This window comes from Candidatus Buchananbacteria bacterium (genome assembly GCA_013359225.1).
Taxonomy (GTDB): domain Bacteria; phylum Patescibacteriota; class Patescibacteriia; order Buchananbacterales; family UBA6539; genus JABWCG01.
Window position 1 is genome coordinate 84,469 of the sequence record JABWCG010000003.1, and the last position, 23,592, is coordinate 108,060.

Annotated in this window: 25 protein-coding genes and 3 tRNA genes; 14 read left to right on the forward strand and 14 right to left on the reverse strand. The window is 42.8% G+C overall.

All coding sequences use genetic code 11. The features are described from left to right. Positions 1-52: 52 nt before the first annotated feature. From HUU49_04520 to HUU49_04530, 3 genes are all read right to left on the reverse strand, one after another. Positions 53-997, reverse strand: coding sequence for a hypothetical protein (locus HUU49_04520; GenBank protein NUM25851.1), 945 nt, complete (start codon positions 995-997; stop codon positions 53-55). Between the two features lie 30 nt (positions 998-1,027). Further along, complete coding sequence (hflB, locus tag HUU49_04525) at positions 1,028-2,851, reverse strand: ATP-dependent zinc metalloprotease FtsH (protein ID NUM25852.1); 1,824 nt, start codon at positions 2,849-2,851, stop codon at positions 1,028-1,030. Between the two features lie 103 nt (positions 2,852-2,954). Beyond that, positions 2,955-4,154 carry a S1 RNA-binding domain-containing protein gene (locus tag HUU49_04530; GenBank protein NUM25853.1) on the reverse strand — a complete coding sequence of 400 codons (1,200 nt, stop codon included), beginning with the start codon at positions 4,152-4,154 and terminating at the stop codon, positions 2,955-2,957. 178 nt (positions 4,155-4,332) lie between these two features. On the opposite strand from HUU49_04530, the gene HUU49_04535 reads away from it, so the two are divergent. The 8 genes from HUU49_04535 (at position 4,333) to HUU49_04570 (ending at position 11,163) form a co-directional block, all read left to right on the forward strand. Next, positions 4,333-4,863, forward strand: a complete 531-nt coding sequence (locus tag HUU49_04535) for a hypothetical protein (GenBank protein NUM25854.1) — start codon at positions 4,333-4,335, stop codon at positions 4,861-4,863. A gap of 131 nt (positions 4,864-4,994) precedes the next feature. Beyond that, entirely contained in the window at positions 4,995-5,642 is a 648-nt protein-coding gene (locus HUU49_04540) for an MBL fold metallo-hydrolase (GenBank protein ID NUM25855.1), read from the forward strand. A gap of 10 nt (positions 5,643-5,652) precedes the next feature. Then, complete coding sequence (locus HUU49_04545) at positions 5,653-6,087, forward strand: hypothetical protein (protein ID NUM25856.1); 435 nt, start codon at positions 5,653-5,655, stop codon at positions 6,085-6,087. A gap of 20 nt (positions 6,088-6,107) precedes the next feature. Continuing rightward, entirely contained in the window at positions 6,108-8,627 is a 2,520-nt protein-coding gene (gene gyrA, locus HUU49_04550; protein ID NUM25857.1) for a DNA gyrase subunit A, read from the forward strand. 30 nt (positions 8,628-8,657) lie between these two features. Next, the gene (gene rpmF, locus HUU49_04555) at positions 8,658-8,861 is read left to right on the forward strand and encodes a 50S ribosomal protein L32 (GenBank protein ID NUM25858.1); all 204 of its coding nucleotides are present in this window, start codon (positions 8,658-8,660) and stop codon (positions 8,859-8,861) included. A gap of 19 nt (positions 8,862-8,880) precedes the next feature. Beyond that, entirely contained in the window at positions 8,881-9,330 is a 450-nt protein-coding gene (gene nusB, locus HUU49_04560) for a transcription antitermination factor NusB (GenBank protein ID NUM25859.1), read from the forward strand. Between the two features lie 70 nt (positions 9,331-9,400). Then, positions 9,401-10,093 (forward strand): ribonuclease III, encoded by a 693-nt coding sequence (gene rnc, locus HUU49_04565; protein NUM25860.1) that lies wholly within the window; start codon positions 9,401-9,403, stop codon positions 10,091-10,093. 26 nt (positions 10,094-10,119) lie between these two features. After that, positions 10,120-11,163 carry a PilT/PilU family type 4a pilus ATPase gene (locus HUU49_04570; GenBank protein ID NUM25861.1) on the forward strand — a complete coding sequence of 348 codons (1,044 nt, stop codon included), beginning with the start codon at positions 10,120-10,122 and terminating at the stop codon, positions 11,161-11,163. Positions 11,164-11,214: 51 nt separating this feature from the next. On the opposite strand, the gene HUU49_04575 is transcribed toward HUU49_04570, so the two are convergent. After that, the gene (locus HUU49_04575; protein ID NUM25862.1) at positions 11,215-11,844 is read right to left on the reverse strand and encodes an HAD family hydrolase; all 630 of its coding nucleotides are present in this window, start codon (positions 11,842-11,844) and stop codon (positions 11,215-11,217) included. Between the two features lie 162 nt (positions 11,845-12,006). Between HUU49_04575 and HUU49_04580 the strand changes: the two genes are divergently transcribed. From HUU49_04580 to HUU49_04605, 6 genes are all read left to right on the forward strand, one after another. Continuing rightward, positions 12,007-12,080: transfer RNA gene (locus HUU49_04580), tRNA-Arg, on the forward strand. A 55-nt stretch (positions 12,081-12,135) separates the two neighbouring features. Then, a tRNA-Lys gene (locus HUU49_04585) sits at positions 12,136-12,211 on the forward strand. A gap of 42 nt (positions 12,212-12,253) precedes the next feature. Then, positions 12,254-12,808: a hypothetical protein gene (locus tag HUU49_04590; protein ID NUM25863.1), complete on the forward strand. Its 555-nt coding sequence runs from the start codon at positions 12,254-12,256 to the stop codon at positions 12,806-12,808. Positions 12,809-12,813: 5 nt separating this feature from the next. Next, complete coding sequence (locus HUU49_04595; GenBank protein NUM25864.1) at positions 12,814-13,317, forward strand: hypothetical protein; 504 nt, start codon at positions 12,814-12,816, stop codon at positions 13,315-13,317. A gap of 64 nt (positions 13,318-13,381) precedes the next feature. After that, on the forward strand, positions 13,382-14,596 hold the full coding sequence (locus HUU49_04600) for a D-alanyl-D-alanine carboxypeptidase (protein ID NUM25865.1): 1,215 nt from the start codon (positions 13,382-13,384) through the stop codon (positions 14,594-14,596). A gap of 24 nt (positions 14,597-14,620) precedes the next feature. Next, positions 14,621-15,016 (forward strand): STAS/SEC14 domain-containing protein, encoded by a 396-nt coding sequence (locus HUU49_04605; GenBank protein NUM25866.1) that lies wholly within the window; start codon positions 14,621-14,623, stop codon positions 15,014-15,016. Between the two features lie 46 nt (positions 15,017-15,062). Here the strand turns inward: HUU49_04605 and HUU49_04610 are convergent, their stop codons facing one another. From HUU49_04610 to HUU49_04655, 10 genes are all read right to left on the reverse strand, one after another. Next, positions 15,063-15,341: an HU family DNA-binding protein gene (locus HUU49_04610; protein ID NUM25867.1), complete on the reverse strand. Its 279-nt coding sequence runs from the start codon at positions 15,339-15,341 to the stop codon at positions 15,063-15,065. 72 nt (positions 15,342-15,413) lie between these two features. Next, positions 15,414-16,208: a TIGR00282 family metallophosphoesterase gene (locus tag HUU49_04615; protein ID NUM25868.1), complete on the reverse strand. Its 795-nt coding sequence runs from the start codon at positions 16,206-16,208 to the stop codon at positions 15,414-15,416. A gap of 1 nt (position 16,209) precedes the next feature. Beyond that, the gene (gene rny, locus HUU49_04620) at positions 16,210-17,736 is read right to left on the reverse strand and encodes a ribonuclease Y (protein NUM25869.1); all 1,527 of its coding nucleotides are present in this window, start codon (positions 17,734-17,736) and stop codon (positions 16,210-16,212) included. Between the two features lie 372 nt (positions 17,737-18,108). Beyond that, on the reverse strand, positions 18,109-18,486 hold the full coding sequence (locus tag HUU49_04625) for a hypothetical protein (protein NUM25870.1): 378 nt from the start codon (positions 18,484-18,486) through the stop codon (positions 18,109-18,111). A gap of 289 nt (positions 18,487-18,775) precedes the next feature. After that, the gene (gene clpP / locus HUU49_04630; GenBank protein ID NUM25871.1) at positions 18,776-19,351 is read right to left on the reverse strand and encodes an ATP-dependent Clp endopeptidase proteolytic subunit ClpP; all 576 of its coding nucleotides are present in this window, start codon (positions 19,349-19,351) and stop codon (positions 18,776-18,778) included. Between the two features lie 20 nt (positions 19,352-19,371). Continuing rightward, the gene (locus HUU49_04635; protein NUM25872.1) at positions 19,372-20,334 is read right to left on the reverse strand and encodes a DHH family phosphoesterase; all 963 of its coding nucleotides are present in this window, start codon (positions 20,332-20,334) and stop codon (positions 19,372-19,374) included. A gap of 41 nt (positions 20,335-20,375) precedes the next feature. Then, a complete protein-coding gene (gene rbfA, locus HUU49_04640; protein NUM25873.1) occupies positions 20,376-20,717 on the reverse strand; it encodes a 30S ribosome-binding factor RbfA in 342 nt (113 codons plus the stop codon). Positions 20,718-20,732: 15 nt separating this feature from the next. After that, positions 20,733-22,727 carry a translation initiation factor IF-2 gene (locus HUU49_04645; GenBank protein ID NUM25874.1) on the reverse strand — a complete coding sequence of 665 codons (1,995 nt, stop codon included), beginning with the start codon at positions 22,725-22,727 and terminating at the stop codon, positions 20,733-20,735. A 15-nt stretch (positions 22,728-22,742) separates the two neighbouring features. Beyond that, positions 22,743-22,817: transfer RNA gene (locus HUU49_04650), tRNA-Cys, on the reverse strand. A gap of 100 nt (positions 22,818-22,917) precedes the next feature. Beyond that, on the reverse strand, positions 22,918-23,457 hold the full coding sequence (locus tag HUU49_04655) for a 3D domain-containing protein (GenBank protein NUM25875.1): 540 nt from the start codon (positions 23,455-23,457) through the stop codon (positions 22,918-22,920). Between the last annotated feature and the right edge of the window lie 135 nt (positions 23,458-23,592).

A 23,592-nucleotide genomic window follows, 5' to 3' on the forward strand; every position in this document is an offset into this window, starting at 1 on the left:
AAAACAAAAACGCCCCCGAAAAATTGGGGGCGTTAAATATGTACGAAAGACGTTATCGACGCAAAGCTTGCCAGCCGCTTATCAACCGGCTCGCTAAAAGATTTTTCTTGCTTGAGATAATCTCAAAAATTATTGCCCAAGTGGCCCAGGAAAAAACAGTCAAAGCAATTTGCAAGACGACAAACACCACAAACAAAAAAGTAGTCAATAAAATCAATCCAAATAACCAGCCGCTATATAACCTGAAGATATAGAAAAAGGCAAAAAATCCCAGAATACCAATAATCGTATTGACTACCCAAGTGACCAAAAACAGAATAATTGAAATTTCCATCGTCATCAGCCAATTAGTTTTGAACAGTTTCCAAGCAAATGACAACGACTCGCCAAAACTCTTATCTTTCAAAACCACGGCGCAGATGGCATAACGAGAAATAAATGAACTCATTAAAACCAAAATCATTCCCGCATTAAACACCACAATAAACACATATAACGACAGGACAAAGCGCTGCAGTGCCATAACACCAATAATACTGATGGTTAACCAGACAACTATCTTTAAAACCACGTTCAAGCCCAAAATAGGCCAAAATTTACTCACCCCTAGTCCGAAACTTTCACCCCATGTTAACGGGTGCTTGCGGGTAATCGCAATGCTTTGTCCAATCACTGCTGTCTGTGAGATTACTACCAGCCACGTGATGAATACGGTCATGCCCAAAACAATCAAGCCGGCCAATACCGCCATGACGACAAACGCTGGCGATTGGACAAATAAAGCAGTCAAACCACGAAGTCCGCCGCCGCTAAATAATCCGCCGGCCGCAGCATTTTGCCAAAATGAAAGCCAGCCTGAATTAGCATAGCTTGAAAAGAAAACTTCTGCTTCACCAGAAGTGCCTAATAAAGCGGCCATCAAGCCAAAAAACCAAATCGCCGGATATTTGAAGGCGACCTTGGCTGCTTGCTTAAATATTTCGCGGTAGTGATACATACGTCGTTTTGTTTAATTGATCAATTTATTTTATTTTTTCTCCACAAAGATGGCTTCGAACTCTTCTTTTTCAAGTGTTTCTCGTTCCATTAATAACCGGACAATTTCTTCCATTTTATCGCGATGCTTTCTGACAATTTCCAAGGCTGTTTTCATGGCGTTATCAATCAGTTTACTGATTTCCTGATCAATTGTTTCAGCGACTTTTTCGCTGTAATCGCGCTGTTCCGTAATTTCCTTGCCCAAAAAGATTAATTCTTCTCGCTTGCCAAAAGTCCGGGGACCAAGCACTTCACTCATGCCATACTGCATAATCAGTTGCCGAGCAATTCTAGTTGCTTCACGTAAATCATTTGATGCACCGGTAGTCACTTCGCCAAATATCTCTTTTTCTGTCACGTGTCCGGCTAACAATACAGCCAATTCATCAATAAACTCTGAGCGGGGTTTTAAGTATTTATCTTTCTGCGGCATCTTAAGAGTATAGCCAGCGGCCCGGCCGCGAGAGATAATCGACACTTTCTGAACCGGATCGGCATTTGGCAAAATATGCGCAACCAACGCATGACCGGCTTCATGATACGCGGTAATTTTTTTCTCTTCAGCTGAAAGATAATGGCTCTTACGTTCAGGCCCCAAAATAACCTTCTCAATACTTTCCAAAATATCAAGCATCTCAATTTTTTTCTTATTTTTTCGAGCCGCAAAAATCGCCGCCTCATTAAGCAAATTATTAAGATCCGCTCCGGTGAAGCCAGGAGTTCGTTCGGCAATCCGGCGCAAGTCAACATCTTCGCCCAACGGTTTTTTCCGGGAATGAACTTTCAAAATTGCTTCACGATCATCAATGCTCGGAGCGTCCAACACCACCCGTCGATCAAAACGACCCGGGCGCAGCAATGCCGCATCCAAAATGTCCGGCCGGTTAGTAGCGGCAATCACGATCACGTTGGTTGTGACATCAAAGCCGTCCATTTCCACTAAAATCTGATTAAGGGTCTGTTCCCGTTCGTCATTTGAACCGCCCAGACCGGCGCCACGCTGACGACCAACCGCATCAAGCTCATCAATAAAGACAATACACGGCGAATTGCGTTTGGCTTTGCGGAATAAATCACGAACGCGCGAAGCGCCAACACCAACAAACATTTCAACGAATTCTGAACCAGAAATGCTAAAAAATGGCACATCGGCCTCGCCGGCGATCGCGCGAGCCAATAACGTTTTTCCAGTTCCCGGAGGCCCTACCAACAACACACCTTTAGGAATACGGGCACCAAGGCTGATAAACTTTCGAGGCGTCTTTAAGAATTCAACAATTTCAGTCAACTCTTCTTTAACCTCTTTGGCACCGGCAACATCACGAAATGTTACGCGGTTACGCTTATCTTGGGGATTAACTTCGCGAGCCCGAGACTGTCCAAAAGTCATGGCTTTTGAGTTTGCTCCCTGAACTTGGCGCATCATCAGATAAATAAACCCGATTACCAACAGGAATGGCAAAATCAACGGCAACAAACTCACTAACCAATATTCCCAGCCGCTTTCTTTCTTGACTGAAATGTTAATGGCTTTCAATTTTTCAGGATCAGCCTGATAATTATTCAACAAATCACCGAGCGACTCTGTTGGTTCTTTTTGCACTTCAGCCAAAGAACCATCAGCCAACGTCACGGCAATTTTATCATTTGTCACTTCAATGCTCTTTACCTCTCCCTGGTTTATTTTTTCAACCATGCCAATAATCCCCAGAGGCTGTTTTTCCGCCTGCGGGGTGATATAGAAACTAAACATCGCCAAGATGACCAAGAATACAATAAAAGTGACCGCTAAATTTTTTGCAAGATTTTTCATAGTTAAGTCTTAAAGTAAAAAGTGGGCAAAGTTAATAACATTATACCCACTTTTTACCTTATTTTCAAGATTTATTTCTCTCAATAATACGCGAAAGAATCACTTAATTAGCCGCCGGGTCTAAGGGTTTATCAGCCTTTGGCTGGGCCGCTGGCTTAACTTCGCCGGCCGGAGCCTGAGTTAACGCCTTAATACTTAAACCAAGACGATGATCTTTTGGTTCAATCGACAAAATTTTGAATTCACGCTCTTCACCAGGTTTGGCAATTTCGGTGGTATCGGTCACTGGCTTATGAGACAGCTCGGAAATATGCGCTAAACCATGAATATCCGGATCAAGCTCCACAAACAAGCCAAACGGATTCACTTTTAAGACCTTGCCTTTAACAATCTGCCCAACCTGATACTTGCTGCCAACGTTAGTCCAGGGGTCGGCCTTAAGTTTTTTCATCGACAAAAAGATTTTTGACCCTTCAACATTGATAATTTCGGCTTTAATCTTATCGCCGACTTTCACAAAGTCAGTCGGGTCGTCAATGCGCTGCCAAGCCAGTTCGGAAATGTGAACCAGCCCTTCAAGCTTATTATCGCCGAATTCAACAAAGACACCAAAATCAGTTACCGCCGTCACCTTGCCGTCAATCACGTCGCCAACTTTGTAGCTGGAAATCACATCCTTTTGTTTTTCTTCCCAACCGGCTTTCTCGGAAACGATTAACTTGTCTTCGCCTTCGTTGACATCAATAATCTTCACTTCAAAGTCTTTGCCGACATAGCTTTTTAGACGGTCAAGAATTTTATTCTTGTCGCCGCCAGGAACGCGGGGGTAATGTTCGGGCATTAATTGTGAAACGGGCAAAAATCCAGGAATTTTTCCAACCTTAACCATCAAACCGCCCTTGTTAGCGTCCACAATAGTCGCCTTAACGATTTCACCGGCATCGCGCAACCCAGACAAGTTGTCCCAAGCCTTTTGATGTCCGGCAAAACGAAGCGAAAGCTCCATTTCACCGTTTTCGTTTTCCAACTCAATAACGGTGGCTTCAACTTCATCACCAACTTTTAAATTAGAATATTCGCTTGACTCATCATAAAACTCCCGGCCGCGAACGATACCGGTTGTTAGCCCATCAATATCCAAACGAATTTCTGAGCGCGAGATGTCAATGACCACCCCTTTAATAATATCGCCGATTTTTGGGATTTTAATAAAATCCCCCTCAGCTAACATCTTTCTAAACTGAGAGGATTGGTCTTTGACAGTTAGTTCTTCACTAATACCTTTTTTACTCTGTTCTGTCATAAAATTTTATTTAACCTTTGCCCAATAGCTGGCCAAAAGCCCCTTGTTGTCACTTAGCCAAGGATATATTAATTAATGTTAGCGTGACTAACCAAGCATATACCATATAAGGCAGTTTTGTCAAGACCTTAAAAGGTATGGTAAAATAGAGCTATAATTATCAAAAATAAGCCAAAAAATGTCCACTATCGATTCAAAATATTTAAAAAAAATCGTTGCCGGGGGTAAAAGCTATGTTCCCAGCAAAATTACCAAAGAGTTAAAGCAGGCCGGATTCAAAAGTTCGCTTTATGGCAAAGTCACCCAGGAACAGGCTGCCCGGGTTGTACGACATTTGCAGTCAAAAGGACTTTTATCAAAAAGTAAAAATGCTACCCAGCTCTACCAGGAAGCGACTAAAACCCAAACCGCCGACCAAGAGGCAATTCGGTTAGCCAAGGCCCAAAAACATATTCAAGCCAACATCAGAATTGATCTTGACCAAGAAATCGCCGCCGAAGAACGGGGGCAACAGTCTATCAATTATGACCCGCGCAGCGTCTTGGGACAAAATCTGGCTCAGCGCATTCAGCAAGAACAGCAGAATCGAGAAGAAAAAATCCAGGATGAACGCAAAAAACAAGATCAGCTAAAGGGGAAGAATCAGACTAAAAATTCCAGGCCACAGCCGATTGATTTGGCTAATCTGCCTGACATGGATATCGGCTAAAATATTGCCAAAAAAATATCTAATTTTAGCCAAAAAAAAATAGAATATTTTCTTGCCAATTTTCTATAATTTTGCTAAAATATAGGTGACAATTATGCGTCATTTTTTTAATTCTAAACCTACTTTTTTCTATGTTTATTAACTGGCACGGACAATCATGCTTCAAGCTAGTAGGGGATAAAACCACAGTGATAACCGACCCCTTTGATAATTCAATCGGCTTACGAGCCCCCCGGCTAGCTGGCGATATTGTAACCATCAGCCATGACCATGGCGACCACAATAACGTCGAGGGTGTTAAAGGCTTAAACCAAACAGAACCCTTTATTATCAAAGGACCTGGCGAATATGAGTATAAAAATGTTTTTGTCTATGGCATTGCATCATTTCACGACAACGAACGAGGTGCCAAGCGGGGGACTAACATTATCTACCGCATTGAGATTGACGGTATCACCATTACTCACCTGGGAGACCTTGGACATTTGCTGGAAAATGAACAGCTTGAAAAAATTGAGGGAACCGATATCCTACTTATCCCCGTTGGCGGAGACTACACGATTGACGGCAAACAGGCAACCAAGATTATCAGCGAACTTGAACCACGGATTGTGATTCCGATGCACTACCGCCTGCCTGGATTGAAAGTTAAAATTGATGGACTCGATACCTTCTGCAAGGAAATTGGCGTGTGTCCCAAAGAAGAATTGCCAAAGTTTAAAATTACTAAAAAAGATCTACCACAAGAAGACCTGCAAGTCGTTTTGCTCCAGCCTTAAATAAACGTGTATGGCGAACACCGAACAACCAGAAGACAGACCAAAATCAAAGTTTGACATTGAACGACTCTCTGAAACAACTAGAAAAAAAATATTTGGCATTTCAATTTTTGTTTTAACACTAACAATTGTCATTGCCTGGATTCCCAGTTTACAGTCAACACTAAACCAAATTAGGTCCGGACCGAAAAAACCAATACTTGGAGAAGAAAATTTTGAAAAAATCCAAAACGACCTTAATACCATGATCAACCAAACCAAAGCTGATTACGAAGAAATTCAAAAAAAAATTGACCAACTAAATCAGCTTGCCGCTTCAAGCTCCGCGACGACCGTGGCCACTAGCACAAAACCTCTGGCCACATCAACCGCAACGTCCAGCCGCGAACTTAGTCCGGATGAAATGAAACTCTTAAAAGAAAAAATTTTAGAACAAATAGATTAACCAAACCTTTGTAACTACGTATGCCCTCAAAAAAGAAACTTCCTATCAAACCAAAGCCGACTCTACACGACGACGCCGACACAAAAAACGATAACGGCGTTGGCCGGCTTGAAGCACGGCCGATTGTTGAAGAAATGCAGCAATCATACCTCGACTATGCGATGTCGGTGATTGTTGCCCGCGCCCTGCCTGATGTTCGTGATGGCTTAAAGCCGGTTCACCGCCGCATTCTCTATGCAATGTGGAGCATTGGTCTACGACCAAGTGCTAAATTCCGCAAATCCGCTACGGTCGTCGGAGAAGTGCTTGGTAAATACCATCCGCACGGCGACGCTGCGGTCTATGACTCAATGGTGCGTATGGCGCAAGATTTTTCGTTACGCTATCCGCTCGTCAACGGTCAAGGTAACTTCGGCTCAATGGACGGCGATGGCGCAGCGGCCATGCGTTACACTGAGGCAAAGTTAGCCAAAGTTTCCGAAGAACTACTGGTTGATATTGAAAAAGATACTGTTAACTTCAGCCCTAATTACGACGGCTCACAAAAAGAACCAAACGTCCTGCCTGCCAAACTGCCAAACCTCTTAATCAACGGCACTATGGGTATCGCTGTTGGTATGGCCACCAGTATCGCCCCTCATAACTTGGGCGAAATTGTTGACGGCACTGTTCATCTGATCGAAAATCCCGATGCCACCGTTGATGATTTAATGAAATTCATTAAGGGTCCGGATTTTCCGACCGGCGGTATCATTTTTGATGTCAACGAACTCAGACAAATGTACGCCACCGGCAAAGGCGGGGTAGTGGTTCGGGCAAAGACTGAAATTATTGAAGGCAAAGGCGAGACATTTAAGATTATTGTTTCGGAAGTGCCGTACCAAATTAACAAGGCAACCTTATTGGAAAAAATTGCCACGCTTGTCAAAGATAAAAAAATTGAGGGCATTAAAGATTTACGTGATGAATCAAACAAAGAAGGGGTTCGAATTGTCATTGAACTTAAAAAAGAATCATACCCGAAAAAAGTTTTAAATACTCTGTTTAAACTGACTGAGCTGCAAACAACTTTTCACTCAAACATGTTGGCCTTAGTCGACGGCATTCAACCCCGCGTTCTGACCTTAAAAATGATTTTGGAGGAATACCTAAAACATCGTCAGGAAGTGATTCGCCGCCGGACCGAATATGACCTCGCGAAAGCCAAAGATCGAGCCCATATTCTTGAGGGTTTAAAATTAGCCCTGGTAAAAATTGACGCTATTATCAAAACCATCAAAGAATCTAAAGATAAAGACGTTGCGAAAATTAACTTGATCAAAAAATTCAAGCTCTCCGATCGACAAGCAGTCGCTATTTTAGAAATGCGCTTGCAGCAATTAGCCAACCTTGAACGATTAAAAGTTGAACAAGAATTAAAAGAAAAGCTCGCTTTAATTAAAGAGCTAGAATCAATTTTGAAATCCGCAAAAAGAATTCTTGATATCATCAAAACCGAATTATTAGACATTAAGCAAAAATATAATAACGACCGCCGAACCCAAATTGTCGCCCACGGTATCAAGAGCTTCTCAACCGAAGATTTGATCCCCAACGAAGATACAATTGTTACCTTGACCAAGGACGGTTACATCAAGCGCTTGCCGCCTGACACTTTCCGCACTCAAAGCCGCGGCGGTAAAGGCGTAACCGGATTAACCACCAAAGAAGAAGATATCGTTGAACAGTTCTTCGTGACTACCACTCACTCAGATATTTTATTCTTTACCACTCAAGGCAGAGTTTTCCAACTCAAAGCCTACGACATTCCCAAGGGTTCACGAACAGCCAAGGGCCAGGCGATTGTTAATTTTCTGCAACTGGCTCCCAACGAAAAAGTTTCAGCCGCCTTACCGCTCAGCGAACTAGGTGACTACAAATTCTTAATGATGGTGACTAAAAAAGGAAACATCAAGAAAGTCGATATTAGTGACTTTGATAATATCCGCCGTTCCGGATTAATCGCCATTAAACTAAAGAAAGACGACGAACTTGAATGGGTTAAGCCGTCCAGCGGCAAAGATGAAATTATTTTAGTCAGCGCCCAAGGCCAGGCGATTCGTTTCCGCGAATCACAGGTTCGGCCAATGGGACGGGGGGCATCCGGCGTCCGGGGCATCCGGCTCAAGGGGTCTGACGTTGTGGTTAGTATGGACGTGGTTGACCCATCATTAAGCAAAGTCGGACAACTGCTTACGATTATGGCCAACGGCTACGGCAAACGAAGCAGTCTGACTAACTATAAGACCCAAAGCCGCGGCGGTTCTGGTATTAAAACCGCTAAAATCACGGCAAAAACCGGCGTCATAGTTTCCGCCACCATTGTTAACTCCAAAGCGGTTGAAGGCGACATTATCATTATTTCCGCCCGAGGCCAGGTTATCAGACTACCTATGAAATCGGTTAATGTCTTGGGTCGCGCCACACAGGGGGTACGATTAATGAAGTTTAAAGACGACAAAGATCATGTTGCTTCAACAACCTTTGTCGAAATTGATTAAAAATAATTTTTAAAGTACAATAATAATACTATGCCAGTACCAGCCAAACGACGTTCAAGGTCTAAGGGCCGCAAGGGCCGAAGCCATCTTGCACTAAAGTCAAAAAATTTGATTAAGTGTTCCAAGTGTGGCAAGCCTGCCATGCCGCACCGGGTTTGCCCGAATTGTGGCACATACCAGGGCCGAGAAATCGTCAAACCAAAAACTAAGAAGAAAAAGAAAGAAGCTAAATAATATTTAATTTATTTTAGCTATGTCTAATCGCCACCTGGCACGGACCATTGCTTTGCAAACCCTTTATCAGTGGGATTTCAATAATTATCAATCCGATCAGATTGACGAAACTATCAGGCGCAATCTTAAAGAATTTGCGCCTCAGTTTAATGATAACGGTTTTATTGAAAACCTGGTTAAAGGCGTGGTTAAAAACCAAAAAGAAATCGACGGTTTAATCACCAAATATGCTCCAGAGTGGCCCTTGGAGCAGATTACCATGGTAGACCGCAACGTTTTACGAATTGGTATCCAAGAAATGAAATATGATGATGACATTCCGGAAAAAGTAGCGATCAACGAGGCCATCGAACTGGCAAAAACATTTGGTGGGGAATCAAGCGGCAAATTCGTCAACGGCGTATTAGGCACCATTTATAAAGAAATTCTCAAAGATCAGCCTCAGCCAAAGGAGGAACCTAAATCATAAGCCAGGTGGTGGGAAATTGTGATACTAAGTTTTTAGCGTCTCAATTTGCCAAACATCTTCGTTAAAACTCATGAAAGACCTATCACGGCTAGAAAAAGACCTCAAAATCAAATTTCACAATCTTGATTTATTCACCCAGGCCTTTGTTCACCGCTCATACATTAATGAAAATCCAAACTTTCATTTGGGACACAATGAACGTTTGGAATTTTTAGGCGATGCTGTCTTGGAGCTGGCCATCACCGAGCATCTATACCAAAATTACCCAAATCCGGAAGGAGAACTGACCAACTGGCGAGCGAGTCTGGTAAATAGCCAAATGCTTTCAAAACTCGCCCAACAGCTCAATTTAGAAAAATACTTATACCTCAGCAAGGGTGAAGCCAAAGACACTAACAGTAAAGCTCGTAATTACATTTTGGCTAACTGCGTTGAAGCGCTAATTGGCGCAATCTACCTTGATTCCGGATATGCGGAAGCAAAAAAATTCGTGGATAAATTTTTCTTGCCAGAATTGCCGGCAATTTTGGAAAATAAGCTGTACCTGGACCCTAAAAGTAAATTCCAGGAAATCGCCCAGGAAAAAATGGGCATTACTCCTAGCTACAAAGTCTTAAAAGAAACCGGACCCGACCATAACAAGAAATTCCAGGTTGGAGTTTATTTGGGTGATGAACTAATAACTACCAGCGTCGGCAGCAGCAAACAGGAAGCTCAGGTTAAGGCAGCGGCCAAGGGCTTAAAGAAAAAAAACTGGTCTTAAATTTTTCAATTATTAATTTTTAAAATATGAAAATAGACGATTTATTCAAAATCGCCGTTGAAAAAGGTGCCTCCGACCTGCACATTGTCGTTGGTATGCCCCCGATTTTGCGAATTGACGGCAACCTAACACCGATCAAAGGTGAAAACAAAATCACCAATAAAATCGCACAGGATTTAATCTTTCCAATGCTAACGGAAAAGCAAAAACAGATCTACGATAAAGAAAAAGAGCTTGATCTGTCTTACGAAATCGAAAGCGGCCACCGGTTCCGCGTTAACCTTCATTGGGAAAAAGACAACTTTGGTTTGGTCGCCCGGGTTATTTCTTCCAAAATCCCCAGTATCCAGGATTTAAACATGCCGCCTATCACCACCAATCTGCTGAACATGAAGCAGGGATTAATTTTAGTCACCGGGCCAACTGGTTGCGGCAAATCAACGACCCTGGCAGCAATGGTTGAATACATTAATTCCACTCGCTCCTCACACATTGTTACCCTTGAAGATCCAATTGAGTTCTTGTTTAAATCAAACAAAAGCATCATCAAACAGCGCCAGCTTCACACCGACATGATTACTTTTGAGAGTGCCCTTGTCCATGTTTTGCGACAAGACCCAAATGTCATCATGGTTGGTGAGATGCGCGACCTAAAAACAATTGCCGCAACTATCACCCTGGCAGAAACCGGCCACTTGGTCTTAGCAACTTTGCACACCCACAATGCGGCACAAACCATTGACCGTATTATTGATATTTTTCCACCTCACCAGCAACAGCAAATTCGCTTGCAGGTTTCTATGACGTTAAATGCCATTATCTCTCAGCAGCTTATTCCAAAAGAAGGTGGTGGTCGCGTCGCCACGCGTGAGGTCTTGCTCAATATTCCGTCTATTTCCAACCTGATTCGAGAAAATAAAATCGCTCAGATCAGAACGGTCTTACAAACCAGTGCCGAAGAGGGGATGATCACCATGGACCAAGATCTTATCAATCTGTTCAACGAAGGCTTAATTTCCAAAGAAACGGCTCAGGGACATATGCTAAACCCTGAAATGTTAAACGCCTAAAATTAAAAGCCGCCTGTATAGCTTATACTCCAGGCGGTTTTTTAATTAGTGCTACTTTTGAGGTTTGAAATAGCGATCAATTGCTAGTACTAAATCATCGGGGTGTTCAACCATTGTCTGATACACCTGGTCGGCAAAATACTCTTTAGGATGAAAACCCCAGGTCACGGCTACAGCCGCAATGTTCGCCTTTGCCGCTTCACGTAAATCACCAACGGTATCAGTAACAAATAGACAATCCGGCCCAGTAACGCCATATTCTGTCAGCACCATATTCATCTTCTCCACTTTACTGCGATGCACATCAGCGCCATATACTTTGTCAAACAAATGATGAATATTATGTAATTCCAGATACGAATGAATCGGGCTGGTGATTGAAGACGAAACCACGACCAAGGCATAGCGCTGGCCCAGTGCCGTTAATGCCTCAACCATCCCGGGAATAACTGGCAGGGTTAAAAGTTTTTTAGTGTATAAATTAAACCATTCGTCCTGATCAGTCACCTTGTTATTGCTGTCTTTATGGTGATCATCAACCGAATCATAGATATTGCCCAAAAACATCTTGCGGTAATAATCGCGGTCAAATCCCAACTCAAGCTCCTCAACAATTGAATATGCTGCTTCAAAACTGTCAACTATTACCCCGTCAAAATCAAATAAAATAACCTTTTTCATAGGTAATCATTATAACAATTTTAAATCGTCTGGCAAACTGCTTAAATTCCCAAGCAGTATATTTGGGGTTGATTTTTTTAAAGAATCATGATATGTTATTTGAGTTACAAATTATTCAGACACACCAGTGTAGCTTAACAAGGTGGCCCCGCCTTTTTCCCTGCGCCCGTAGCTCAATCGGATAGAGCGTTTGGCTTCGGACCAAAAGGTTAAAGGTTCGAGTCCTTTCGGGCGCGTGGAAAGAGGCTGGGCTCAGCCTGGGGTTAAAGATAAACCCAGCTAACTTGGTAGGGGCGCATAGCTCAGTTGGTAGAGCAACTCCCTCTTAAGGAGATGGTCGAGGGTTCGAATCCCCCTGCGCCCACCAAATCAAATCGCCAGACCGGCGATTTTTTGATATCATAAAAACATGGATACCAAAAAAAGTATATTAAAATTTATTTTTGTCGGTTATCTTTTTGCCCAAGTTATTGAATTCCAGTTTAATATTCTAATCACCGGCAACATTGGCAATTGGATTTTTACGCTTTTATTCTACCCACTGTTGCTAACTCTAGCTTATTACTCAACTAAGCTCATTAATAACATTCAAAACAAACAGCTAGGAAATTTCTTATATTTCCTTTTTTGGTCATGTTTCGGACTTTTTATTATGGAGTGGACGATTATTGGTAATTCACCCTGGAGCAACCCCGACGCTAACCAACTTGGTATGTTTTCCTTTTGGGCCGCGGTATTTATGATGCCTAAAATTTTTACCGATAAAAACGAACATCTCAAAAATTTAAAGAAAAATATTACTTACTATTTTGTAGCATACGCTCTAATCACAACTCCGCTAGGGCTGGTGCTGCCTCAAAATTTAAGACTGTTTGTACTAGTTTGGTTTGAAATTATCGGCTATACGGCCATGCATCTTTTTTATTTTTCTTACCTTAAAAATTATTCCATATCCACTAAATAAACAACATGTCACTTACTAAAAAATTAATCACACTTGGCGTCATTATCGCTTTAGTGTTGCTACTAGGGCTGGTTCTAATGTGGGCCGCAAACGAAAAAATACTGTCGTGTAAAAACGACGCATGTACCCAAGACATCAGGTTTGTCTGCCACAATAACGGCGAAACAAAAATGGTTCCTGGGGCATGTACCTGTGGTAAAGATTACAGCTACTACCTCGACCATGGCTGGTACAATTGTGGCGATAAAACGACATACCCTAAAACAGCGTTACGCGAAGAACAAATAAAACTGGCCATTGAGCGCGCTAGGTATTGTAATGTCAAAGAAGACTGCGTCATCATCAATTCAAAATGTCCATTCGGTTGTTCAATCGCGATAAACAAAGACCAGGCCGAAACGATAACCGGCTTAATCGAAAACTTTGATTCTGATTGTGTATATGATTGTCTCGCTGCTAAAGATTTTGATTGTGTCAATAATCAATGCGTCGTCATCCAACCATATTAAAATTCTTTCCTTGTGTAATATTTTCTAGTATAATTGGTAAACAATAAATTAAAACAATCATAAAATGAAAAAAGTTTTAGTACTACTAACGTTATTATCATTGCTTTACCCGAGCTGGTCGCAGGCGGCACAAACCGAAAAATTAAATGAAGCCCTCAAGGGCCGAATTCTGCTCCAGGTAGAAAGCTACGGCCGCGCCTGGTACGTCGACCCTGTTACGCTGGAGCGCTACTACCTCAAAGACGGCTACACCGCATACACCATTATGCGTCAAATGAGCCTCGGTATCACTAACAAAGATCTGGCTAAAATTCCCACTAAACGGGGGCAAAAGGCCGATAGCAAGCTCGTTAATCGCCTCAAGGGCCGAATTCTGCTCCAGGTAGAAAAAAATGGTGAGGCGTGGTACGTCAACCCCGTTGATGGTCTGCGTTACTATCTCCAAAACGGCGAAGCCGCCTATGAACTAATGAGGGAATTTTCGCTTGGCATTAGCAACGAAAACCTTGCCACTATTCCTATGAACACCAAACAGATTGTTCACGACACCTGTTTTAATGACGTTGCACATGTTAAATATGACGGTAAAACTTTTTCCGGCGAATATAATGCCGATCAAATTTTACCATTAGCCTCACTCAGCAAACTAATGACCGCTTTAGTGCTGCTTGATTTGGATCCCGACTGGAACAAAATCATTACTATTACTGCTGATCAAATCAAATATCCAACACTATATGTTGGCAATGACACCACCAGCGAAATTGATCTGGCAGTCGGCGATACCATGACTATTAACGATTTGTGGATTGCCATGCTAGTAGCCTCATCCAATCAGGCCGCCGCAACATTGGTTGACACCACCGGCCTAACCAGATCAGAATTCGTTTCTTTAATGAATAAAAAAGCACAGGAACTCGGATTAACCAAAACTGTTTTTTATGATGTTGCCGGACTTGACTCTCATAATGTCACCACCGCCAAAGAAATGGCAAGAATCGCTCATGAAGCTTTTTCAAAACCAGAAATTGTTACAGCAGGAGAAAATAAAAACTACACAATTAACGCAACGTCCGCAACCGGTCAGGCTAAACAAATAAAAGTTCTCGACCGCAATTACAGCCTTGGTAAATTTAACCCTGAGGCGTCAAAAACCGGATTTTTAGTTGAAGCCCAGCGAACTGTAGCAATTAAAAAAGACGGCCAAATTATTGTCGTCATGCATGCTTTATCCATGTCTCAACGAAACAGCGCTATTGAAAAGTTGCTTGCGTTATAAAGTGGAGACCACTATACTTAAGATATGACGGAGATTAATAAAACATTTAAAATCTACGGCGACAATGAAGGAGTCCTCTATTTGGATTTTTTAGAAAATGTTCAGGACGTTGCTTCAAACGTTTCGCAAGCCGAAGGCATTAATCAAAAATTAAATCAAATTTTTTCCGATCATCCGGAAAAAAAATTTAAGTTGTTGGTTGACCTGAGTTTAGTCAGTCAATCAGCCCACTATCCATCACCCCGCGCCCGAGCGATTTTTGCGGAAATGGCAGGTAAAGAGCAGCTTGAACGGATAGCGGTCGTTGCGCCGAATACTCTAAGCCGGGCCATTATGGGCTTTGTTATTCGAGCGGCTAATGCTAAAAAACCGATAAAATTTTTTAGTACCAGAGCCGACGCTTCAGCTTGGTTAAAATAAAACATACCCCGCATAATATACGGGGTATGTTTTTTATTTAAAAATTTTAACTCTTCAAGGCTTCCTTAAGATTCTTACCGGCTTTAAATTTTGGGACGGTAACTGAAGGAATATCAATTTTTTCGGAAGGGTTACGGGGATTAACGCCAACTCGTCCTTTGCGAGTTCTGGCAGAAAAAGCACCAAAGCCGGTCAACGTTACCTCCTGACCTTCTTTCAGTTTGCCAATAATAGTATCAAGCATAACATCAATCACATCTTCTGTTTCTTTTTTTGAAACACCGACTTTCTCTGAGATTGCTTCAATTAACTCGGCTTTATTCATTTTGATATTCTCCTTGTGTGCCACTCCCTGGATGCTAGGTGGCGTTAGTATTTTTTAGATAATAATAGTTTACTATACCCTAATTGTTCTGTCTAGACGCTCAAACGAAATCGCTTGCCGGGTGCGTGGATCAACTTCAACCAATACGGCGCCGACAAAAACTTCTCCTTCTTCAGGGATATCAAGTTGCATCGGCAGCTGATGTAAAAATGAATTGATAATCGGCTCTTTCTTGTCGCCGATGATTGAATCCGTTGCGCCGACCATCCCGACATCTGAGACAAATGCCGTGCCTCCCGGCAAGATTCTGGCGTCAGCGGTCGGCACATGTGTATGTGTTCCCAAAACAGCCGAAACCCGACCATCAGCGTACCAGCCCATTGCTCCTTTTTCCGAAGTTGCCTCAGCGTGAAAATCAAGAATAATCGCCGACAATGACTCAACTTTAACCTGCTGTAAAATTTCGTCTAGCTTACGAAACGGACAATCAAAATCACGCTTCATAAACACTCGGCCAATCAAATTTATAATCAGCACCTTGCGTGAACCAACTTCAATAACTCGATATCCAACACCACGAACGCCAGCCGGATAATTAGCCGGACGAATAATTACCGGCTTAGTCGCTGAAACTAAATTTACACCGTCAGGTTTGTCAAAAATGTGGTCGCCTGAAGTAAAGAAGTCAATACCAGCTTCTTGCAATTCCCGAATAATATTTTCAGTGACACCAATACCATGAGCAGCATTTTCAGCGTTAGCAATTACTAAATCGGGGGAGTACTCTTCCTTGAGTTTTGGCAAAACCTCTTTGATCGCCCGACGACTAATCTTGCCGACGATGTCACCAAAAAATAATATCTTCATATTAGCGAGCGTATTCTACTACTCGTGTTTCACGAATTACCGTGACTTTAATTTCACCAGGGTAACGCAACTCCGCTTCAATCTTACGTGCCATTTCCTGAGCCAACTTCATCGCTTTTAAGTCGTCAATTTCTTCCGGCACCACAAAGACTCTAATTTCGCGACCGGCCTGAATAGCATAAGACTTTTCAACCCCCGGAAAAGCGTTGGCAACCTTTTCCAACTCTTCCAAGCGTTGCAAATATTGTTCATAAGAGTCTTTACGCGCACCAGGTCTCGCACCAGACACAGCATCGGCCACCTGAACGATAATACATTCAAGCGTTTCCGGATTAGCGTCGTGGTGGGCTTTGGCAATATAGGCAATTTCTTCTGGTACGCCAAATTTCTTCAAGATGTCGTAACCAATCTGTGGGTGAGTACCCTGAACTTCATGATCAACCGCTTTACCGATGTCATGCAACAAACCACCTTTTTTAGCAATCGTCACATCAGCGCCTAGCATTTCTGCCAGCAACGCCGACAAATGAGCGATTTCAATTGAATGGTGTAAAATATTTTGGCCGTAGCTGGTTCGATATTTTAAACGGCCGACAATCTGGACCAATTTTGGATCAAGTCCGGTAATACCAAGCTCATACACTGCATTTTCTCCAGCTTGCTGAATTTCAATTGCCAGTTCTTTTTTGGCGCTATCAATTGCTTCTTCAATTTTTGCCGGATGAATACGTCCGTCGGAAATTAACTTTTCCAGTGCCTTTTTGGCGACATGGCGACGGATTGGTGAAAAGCCCGAAATAGTAATGGCCTGAGGGGTATCGTCAACAATAATTTCCGTGCCGGTTAAGCGTTCAATGGTACGGATGTTTCGGCCCTCACGACCAATAACCCGACCCTTCATTTCATCGGACGGTAAATCAATCGTGGTCGTAGTTCCTTCAGCAGCGTGTGACACGGCACAACGCTGAATCGCCAAAGCCAACATTTCTTTAGCCTTGCGATCCAGTTCAATCGAAGCCTGATTTTGTAATTTTCTAATTCGCCCCAAAAGCTCTTCGCCCATTTCACGCTCGGTATTATCCAGAAGCACTTTTTTAGCCTCCTCTTTAGTGAGCCCGGCGACTTTTTCCAATTTTTTATATTGCTGTTCGCGAATCTCAGCGATTTCTGCTTTCACTTTCTCAATTCGTTCGGCCTTATCAAGCAGCTCCTGTTTCTTGTTTTCAATTTCCAATAGCTTTTGGTCAAACAACGTTTCGCGTCCCTCTAAGCGCTTTTGCGCCCGCGCCAACTCCTGCTGACGGCTACGCTCTTCAGCCTTAGCTTCTTCAATAATTTTTAACGCTTTATCGTTTGCTTCAAGCAACAATTCTTTTTGTTTTGCCTTTGCTTCATTGATCAAAACCTCTACCTTGGTCTCAACCAAATCTTTGCGCTTGACGGCCCACATCTTTCGCATTTGATAACCTAAACCCGTACCTGCGACAGCGGCCATAAACAAGGCAATCAGCCAATAAATAATTTGCATAAAATCTCCACAGCGGAAGATAGAACGTTGTACCTAGTGAGACTTCAAGTTGTTTGAGAGAGGGTTTTAACCACTGGCTGTACCAGACTGGCTAGAACCTAATGCTAAAACAAAGCACATTAAGTGCTTAGCGAGTGCTAATTTCCATTGTTAGCAAGAGTAATGATGATGCTCACAAAATTCGTAAAATTAATGGAAATAATTAACAATTTCGCACCTTATCTCGTCGTAAATCAACTAAAACTTCTATCTTACCAGTTAATTATCATTCTGCTTGAAAGACTATCATATTTTTTGATTTTTGGCAAGAGTTAGACAAAAACTAAGAAAAAAGAGCTAATTGCTTAGCTCCGTGTACAAAGAACGTATCTGCTAGTCGCAGACAGTGGGTGTGGCGACAAAATCGCCGCAGCAGGGGAGAATCGCCAAAGCCCAACGCAAGGTTCGGCCATGGTAGACCACTTCACTGACGCCAAACCGCGCCGATGCCGGGATTTCTCCCTTTTTCTGGCTCTTGTCAAAAGCTTGGCGAAGCGACCTGATCGCCCGACCCTTCTTTTTGTCAAAGCGATACTTCAGCCACAGCAGTTGTGCCGCGGCCAAGTACTTACGTTGGCTAGTTCCACCAACCGGCTCAGAAATCAGACGAAACTCAATTTCGCCAGCGAATGGTTTGCCGTTGCCGACAAAACGGTCAAATGAAGGACGTAATACGCCCTCAGCCTGCATCAAAACGGGGCTTGCTACCATGGTACACATCTCCTCATTGGTTGCATCGACCACCCAAAACAAAGAACGAAAAAAGCTAACCTTTTGGGGGAAAGATTAGCTTTTTTCGATCAAAAAACTCTTCAACGACGAAGAGCTTTCTAACCATGGTATCTTCCCCGAAATTGGGCTGGAGTTAGCACTCAAGACGTTCACCGAAGTAAACCGAGTTGCTGGTCGCTATCGGGCCAGATCCCTTAGCAAGCGACACTCTTGATAAACCTCAATTGTAATGATATGGCTATCTTAGCAAACTGCCATGGTTTGTCAACTATTTAATAATCTTATCAATCAGGCCGTATTTTTTAGCCTCTTCGGCCGTCATAAAATAGTCACGATCAGTATCTTCTTCAATTTTCTTAAGCGGCTGACCAGTATGTTTGGACAACAGCTGATTAAGGCGGTCTTTGATCTTCAAAATATGTTCCGCTCTAATTTTTACATCTGTTGCCTGTCCTTCTGCGCCACCCATCACTTGATGTACCATCACTTCGGAATTGGGCAGAGCAATTCTTTTGCCCGGCTCACCAGCAGCTAACAGTACCGCACCCATCGAAGCGGCCATACCAACACAGATTGTTGACACGTCCGCCTTCACATATTGCATAGTGTCATAAATTGCTAAACCGGCAGTGACCGACCCGCCCGGACTGTTGATGTATAACTTAATGTCTTTTTTAGTGTCCTCGCTGTCCAAAAAAAGTAGCTGGGCAATTACCGTATTTGCAACGGCATCGTCAATCGGGGAACCTAAAAAAATGATTCGCTCTTTTAACAACCGAGAATAAATATCGTACGCGCGTTCACCAAATGTTGATTTTTCAACCACTGTAGGAATTAAATACATATTTTTGTAACTATTATTTATTATTCAATCATCCAAGCGGTTTCATCAAGCTGTCTTAAACGGCCATAAAGTTTAAACCCTGCCGCCTTAATGTGTCCGCCGCCACCTAATATTGTAGCCAATTTTGAGACATCAATCAACTCATCATTAGTACGCAGACTGCCTTTGATAATGCCATCAGACTGCTGCTGCAAAATCAAAGCAGCCTTGACGCCGGTCAAATTGTTTAAAAAATTCGCAATGCCTTCATTTACTTCCGTCGCCAACCGTCCCTGCAAATCTTTCTCAACAACTGTGGCAATTACCACATCATATTCATAATTATAATACATTCGGCTCAAGATAGTGCCCCACACCTGCAGTGTTTTTAATTCTTTATTTTTCAAAATCGCGTCTGATACGTGCGACAATGAAGCACCAACTAATAAAAGATCTGATGCCACCTGCAAAGCCCGATCATTAGTATTGGGATTGGTAAAATTATAGGTGTCGCCAACAATCCCGGCCAACATAGCGCTAGCCATCCACGGCTTAATCTCAACGTGCAAGGTTTTAAAAAGCTCATAGATAATCACGGACGTTGAACAAGCCTTAGTATCAATTAAATTAATGGCGCCAAACCTACTATTAGTAACATGATGATCAATATTAATAATCTTCTGAGTTGGTTGTACTACCTCCTGAATGCCGGCATAACTCAAATCACTTGAATCAACCACAACCACCACATCATGTTGACTACTAGTAATCTGCGCTGGATCAGTAACCAACTCTTTAAAATTGGTTAGCCATTCCAGGTTCGCCGGTGCGGCGTCACGACAAAATAAAGTATATGGTTTATTAATGCTATCAAGCCAACCGGCGATTGCCGACAGGCTACCAATCGCATCGGCATCAGGACGCTGATGGCAAACAACTAAAATCTGGCGAGCGCGATCAACTGCCTGATTAATTTGCTGAGCTAAAATACTATTATGCGACATACAAGTTAAACAAAAACTGGCTACTTTAGTAGCCAGTCATTCTAACTTGTTTCTTTGATTCGGTCAAGCAGTTCTTCAATTGCGAAAGCCTTTTGCTCGGTGTCGTCAATCGCGAATCTGATTTGCGGCAGCGGCTTCATTGAGAGTTTTTGATGAAGCAGATACTGCAGGTGGGGCGTATTTTTTTTAAGCTTTTCTAAAACTTTTCCGGTGTACATCGTCGGCATCACTGAAACCCACACCTTGGCGTGGCGCAAATCCTTTGAAGTTTGGACTGAAATAATAGTAGCCAGAGTATTTTTAGGAAACTCAATTTCAGTCAGAATCAATGAGTTGAGCTGCTGCCTGATTAATTCATTAATTTGAGCAATCCGATGAGACATTAAATCTAAATTCTCTTACTGAATTTTTTTGGTTCTGATTTCTTCAGTATACGCTTCTAAAATATCACCCTCAACAATAACCGGTTTGCCTTCGTAACTGATGCCACATTCCTGGCCCTTAACCGCTTCCGTTACTTTTACTTTATTAACCTGAACCTGGGCAATAATCCCGGTAGCTTTTTTGAATTTATCTTCTTTAACATCAACTTTAGCCATGGGCGGAATTCGTCCATCAATCACTTGGCCGCCGATCACCATTTTTTTATCTTCTTTGCGAAATACCGCCAACACCTTGAGCCGACCTAAATCAGTGCGAATAACTTCCGGCGTCAACATTTGTTCCAGACGAGCCTTAACGTCTTCTAATAATTTATAAATAATTTCGTAATTTTTAATTTCAACTTTTTTGTCACGAGCCAATAAATCAGCGCTCTGGGTCGGCTTAACATGAAAACCAAGCACCAAACCTTCGGCTGACGCAGCACGCTGAACATCATTTTCCGTAATATTGCCTAAACCTTTAGCAATAACATTAACTGCCACCTCCGGATGATCAAGCTTGGTTAATGAAGCAATAATCGCTTCCAATGAACCAAGCACATCAGACCGCAAAACAACATTAAGCGTTTTGACGTTTTTCTTTTCCTGGTCCGAAGTCTCGCGCGGGCGGCTATAATCGACTGCCTGCTGATTAAGCTGATACTTACTAACCTTTTTCTTCTTATCAACGTCGAGAGTAACCTGCAAAATATCACCAACGCTGGCTGATGCCTTAAGTCCGATAATTTTTACCGGCGTTGATGGGGGAGCGGTTTCAATATCTTGCCCCTTATAATCTTTCATTGACCGAACTTTGCCGTAAAAACTGCCCGAAATTTCAACTAAATCACCACGTTTCAAGGTGCCGTTTTGCACCAGCATGGTCGCGACCGGACCTTCGCCCTTATCAACGTGCGATTCAATAATCGTACCAACAGCCGGCTTGGCCGGGTTGGCAGTGATATGAACGCGTTCAGTTTCGGTTACCAATAAAATCATATCCAATAATTCATCAATGCCAGTGCCGGCCTTGGCAGAAATCGGAACTACAATAGTGTTGCCGCCCCATTCTTCAGGAACCAAATTCAACGAAGCCAAATCCTGTTTAACCCGTTCTGGATTAGCATCCGGTTTATCAATCTTGTTAATTACCACAATCATCGGCAACTTGGCTGATTTGATAATTTTGATTGATTCTTTAGTCTGCGGCTGAATACTATCATCAGCGGCAATCACTAAAATGGCAATATCGGCGACTCGGGCGCCTCGTGAACGCATGGTGGTAAACGCTTCGTGACCAGGCGTATCAATAAACGTGATGGCATTGTCCTTTTTAATCACCTGATATGCCCCGATGTGCTGCGTAATGCCGCCAGATTCGCCTTCAATCACATTTGTCTTGCGGATTGCATCCAGCAGTTTGGTTTTGCCATGATCAACGTGGCCCATGACCACCACCACCGGCGGGCGAGGAATCAAATTCTTATCACCATCTTTATCTTTAATTAACAGCTGTTCCAATTTCTGAGATGCTTCTTCTTCCGCCTGGCCACCGGACTGGTCGGCTGTTACTTCATACCCAAGCTCGCTACTGACAATCGACGCCGTATCAAAATCAATCTCTTCATTCATTGAAGCTAACACGCCGTTTTTCATTAACTCGGCCATTAATTTTGACAGCGGGTATTTCAAGCGCTCGGCCAAATCTTTAACCCTGATGGTCGGCGGAATCGCTACCTGTTTTGGAACAACGGTCTCTGTTTTTATTTCAGCGGCTTTTTTATCTTCTGCCGGACTGGTTAATTCCCGATATTTTGCTTTCAATTTTGGCCACTGTTCAACAATCCGTGCCGCCTGACGATCATCAATTTTAATCGCCCGGCGACCAATATCAAAACCAACGACCGGCAAAATTTCCAGCAGTTCTTTAGTAGGTACTTTTAATTTTCGCGCTAACTCAGTAACGTTCATGTTAAAAAAATAAAGTGGAGGCCACGGTGGGAATCGAACCCACGAATAAAGGTTTTGCAGACCTCTGCCTTACCACTTGGCTACGTGGCCGAATTTGTTAAGCTAGGACAGTGGTTAGTGTAACAAAAAACCCCGTAAAAATCAACCCGGCCCGCAAGAGGCGGGCCGGCAACAATAGTTTTAAAATTTTTTATTCAACAACTTCAATTTCAGTATATTTGATGCCCCAGCGTACGGCTGACGCGCGATCCTTCATCCAGATGTCAGCGCGATAGTAATACCGGGCATTCATTCGGTCTTGCACCGTAAAAATCCGGTCACCAAAGTATTCGGGAATCCGCACTTTGGTGCCAAACGGCAAAAAGTTGGCGGCAATCACGTTTTCTTCGCCATTCTCACACAAATTAAACCCATTGGCAGTAATACACGGACTGGCATCAGTCTGGTCAACGGTTGAAGAATAGGAAGTAATCGGTATTGTGTAGGTTTTAACTACCGTATACTCAGTTTCCTTAATCGGGCTGATTAAAACCACAGAGTTATTGGCTTCGGTTTCGCTGGTTTCCTCAATTACCTGGTCAACTGCCCGCACCACCAGGTCGGGAAGCATTACGCTGCCGTCTGGCTGGGCTGCCGCCACGCTGTAATGGGGGAACATGAACTCAAATACCAAGACCAACAAGACGATAATCTCGGTTTTACTGCGTCTGATTGTTCGTAAAGTTTTCATAGGCTTTAAACAAATAAAAAATTCCCTATACCTTGGGAAGTGTATCACCTTAACACAAAGCCTAATTTTTGTCAAGTGTCTAACCTAAAATAAAAACCTCTCTCAAATTCATGAGAGAGGGTCACAAAAGAACGG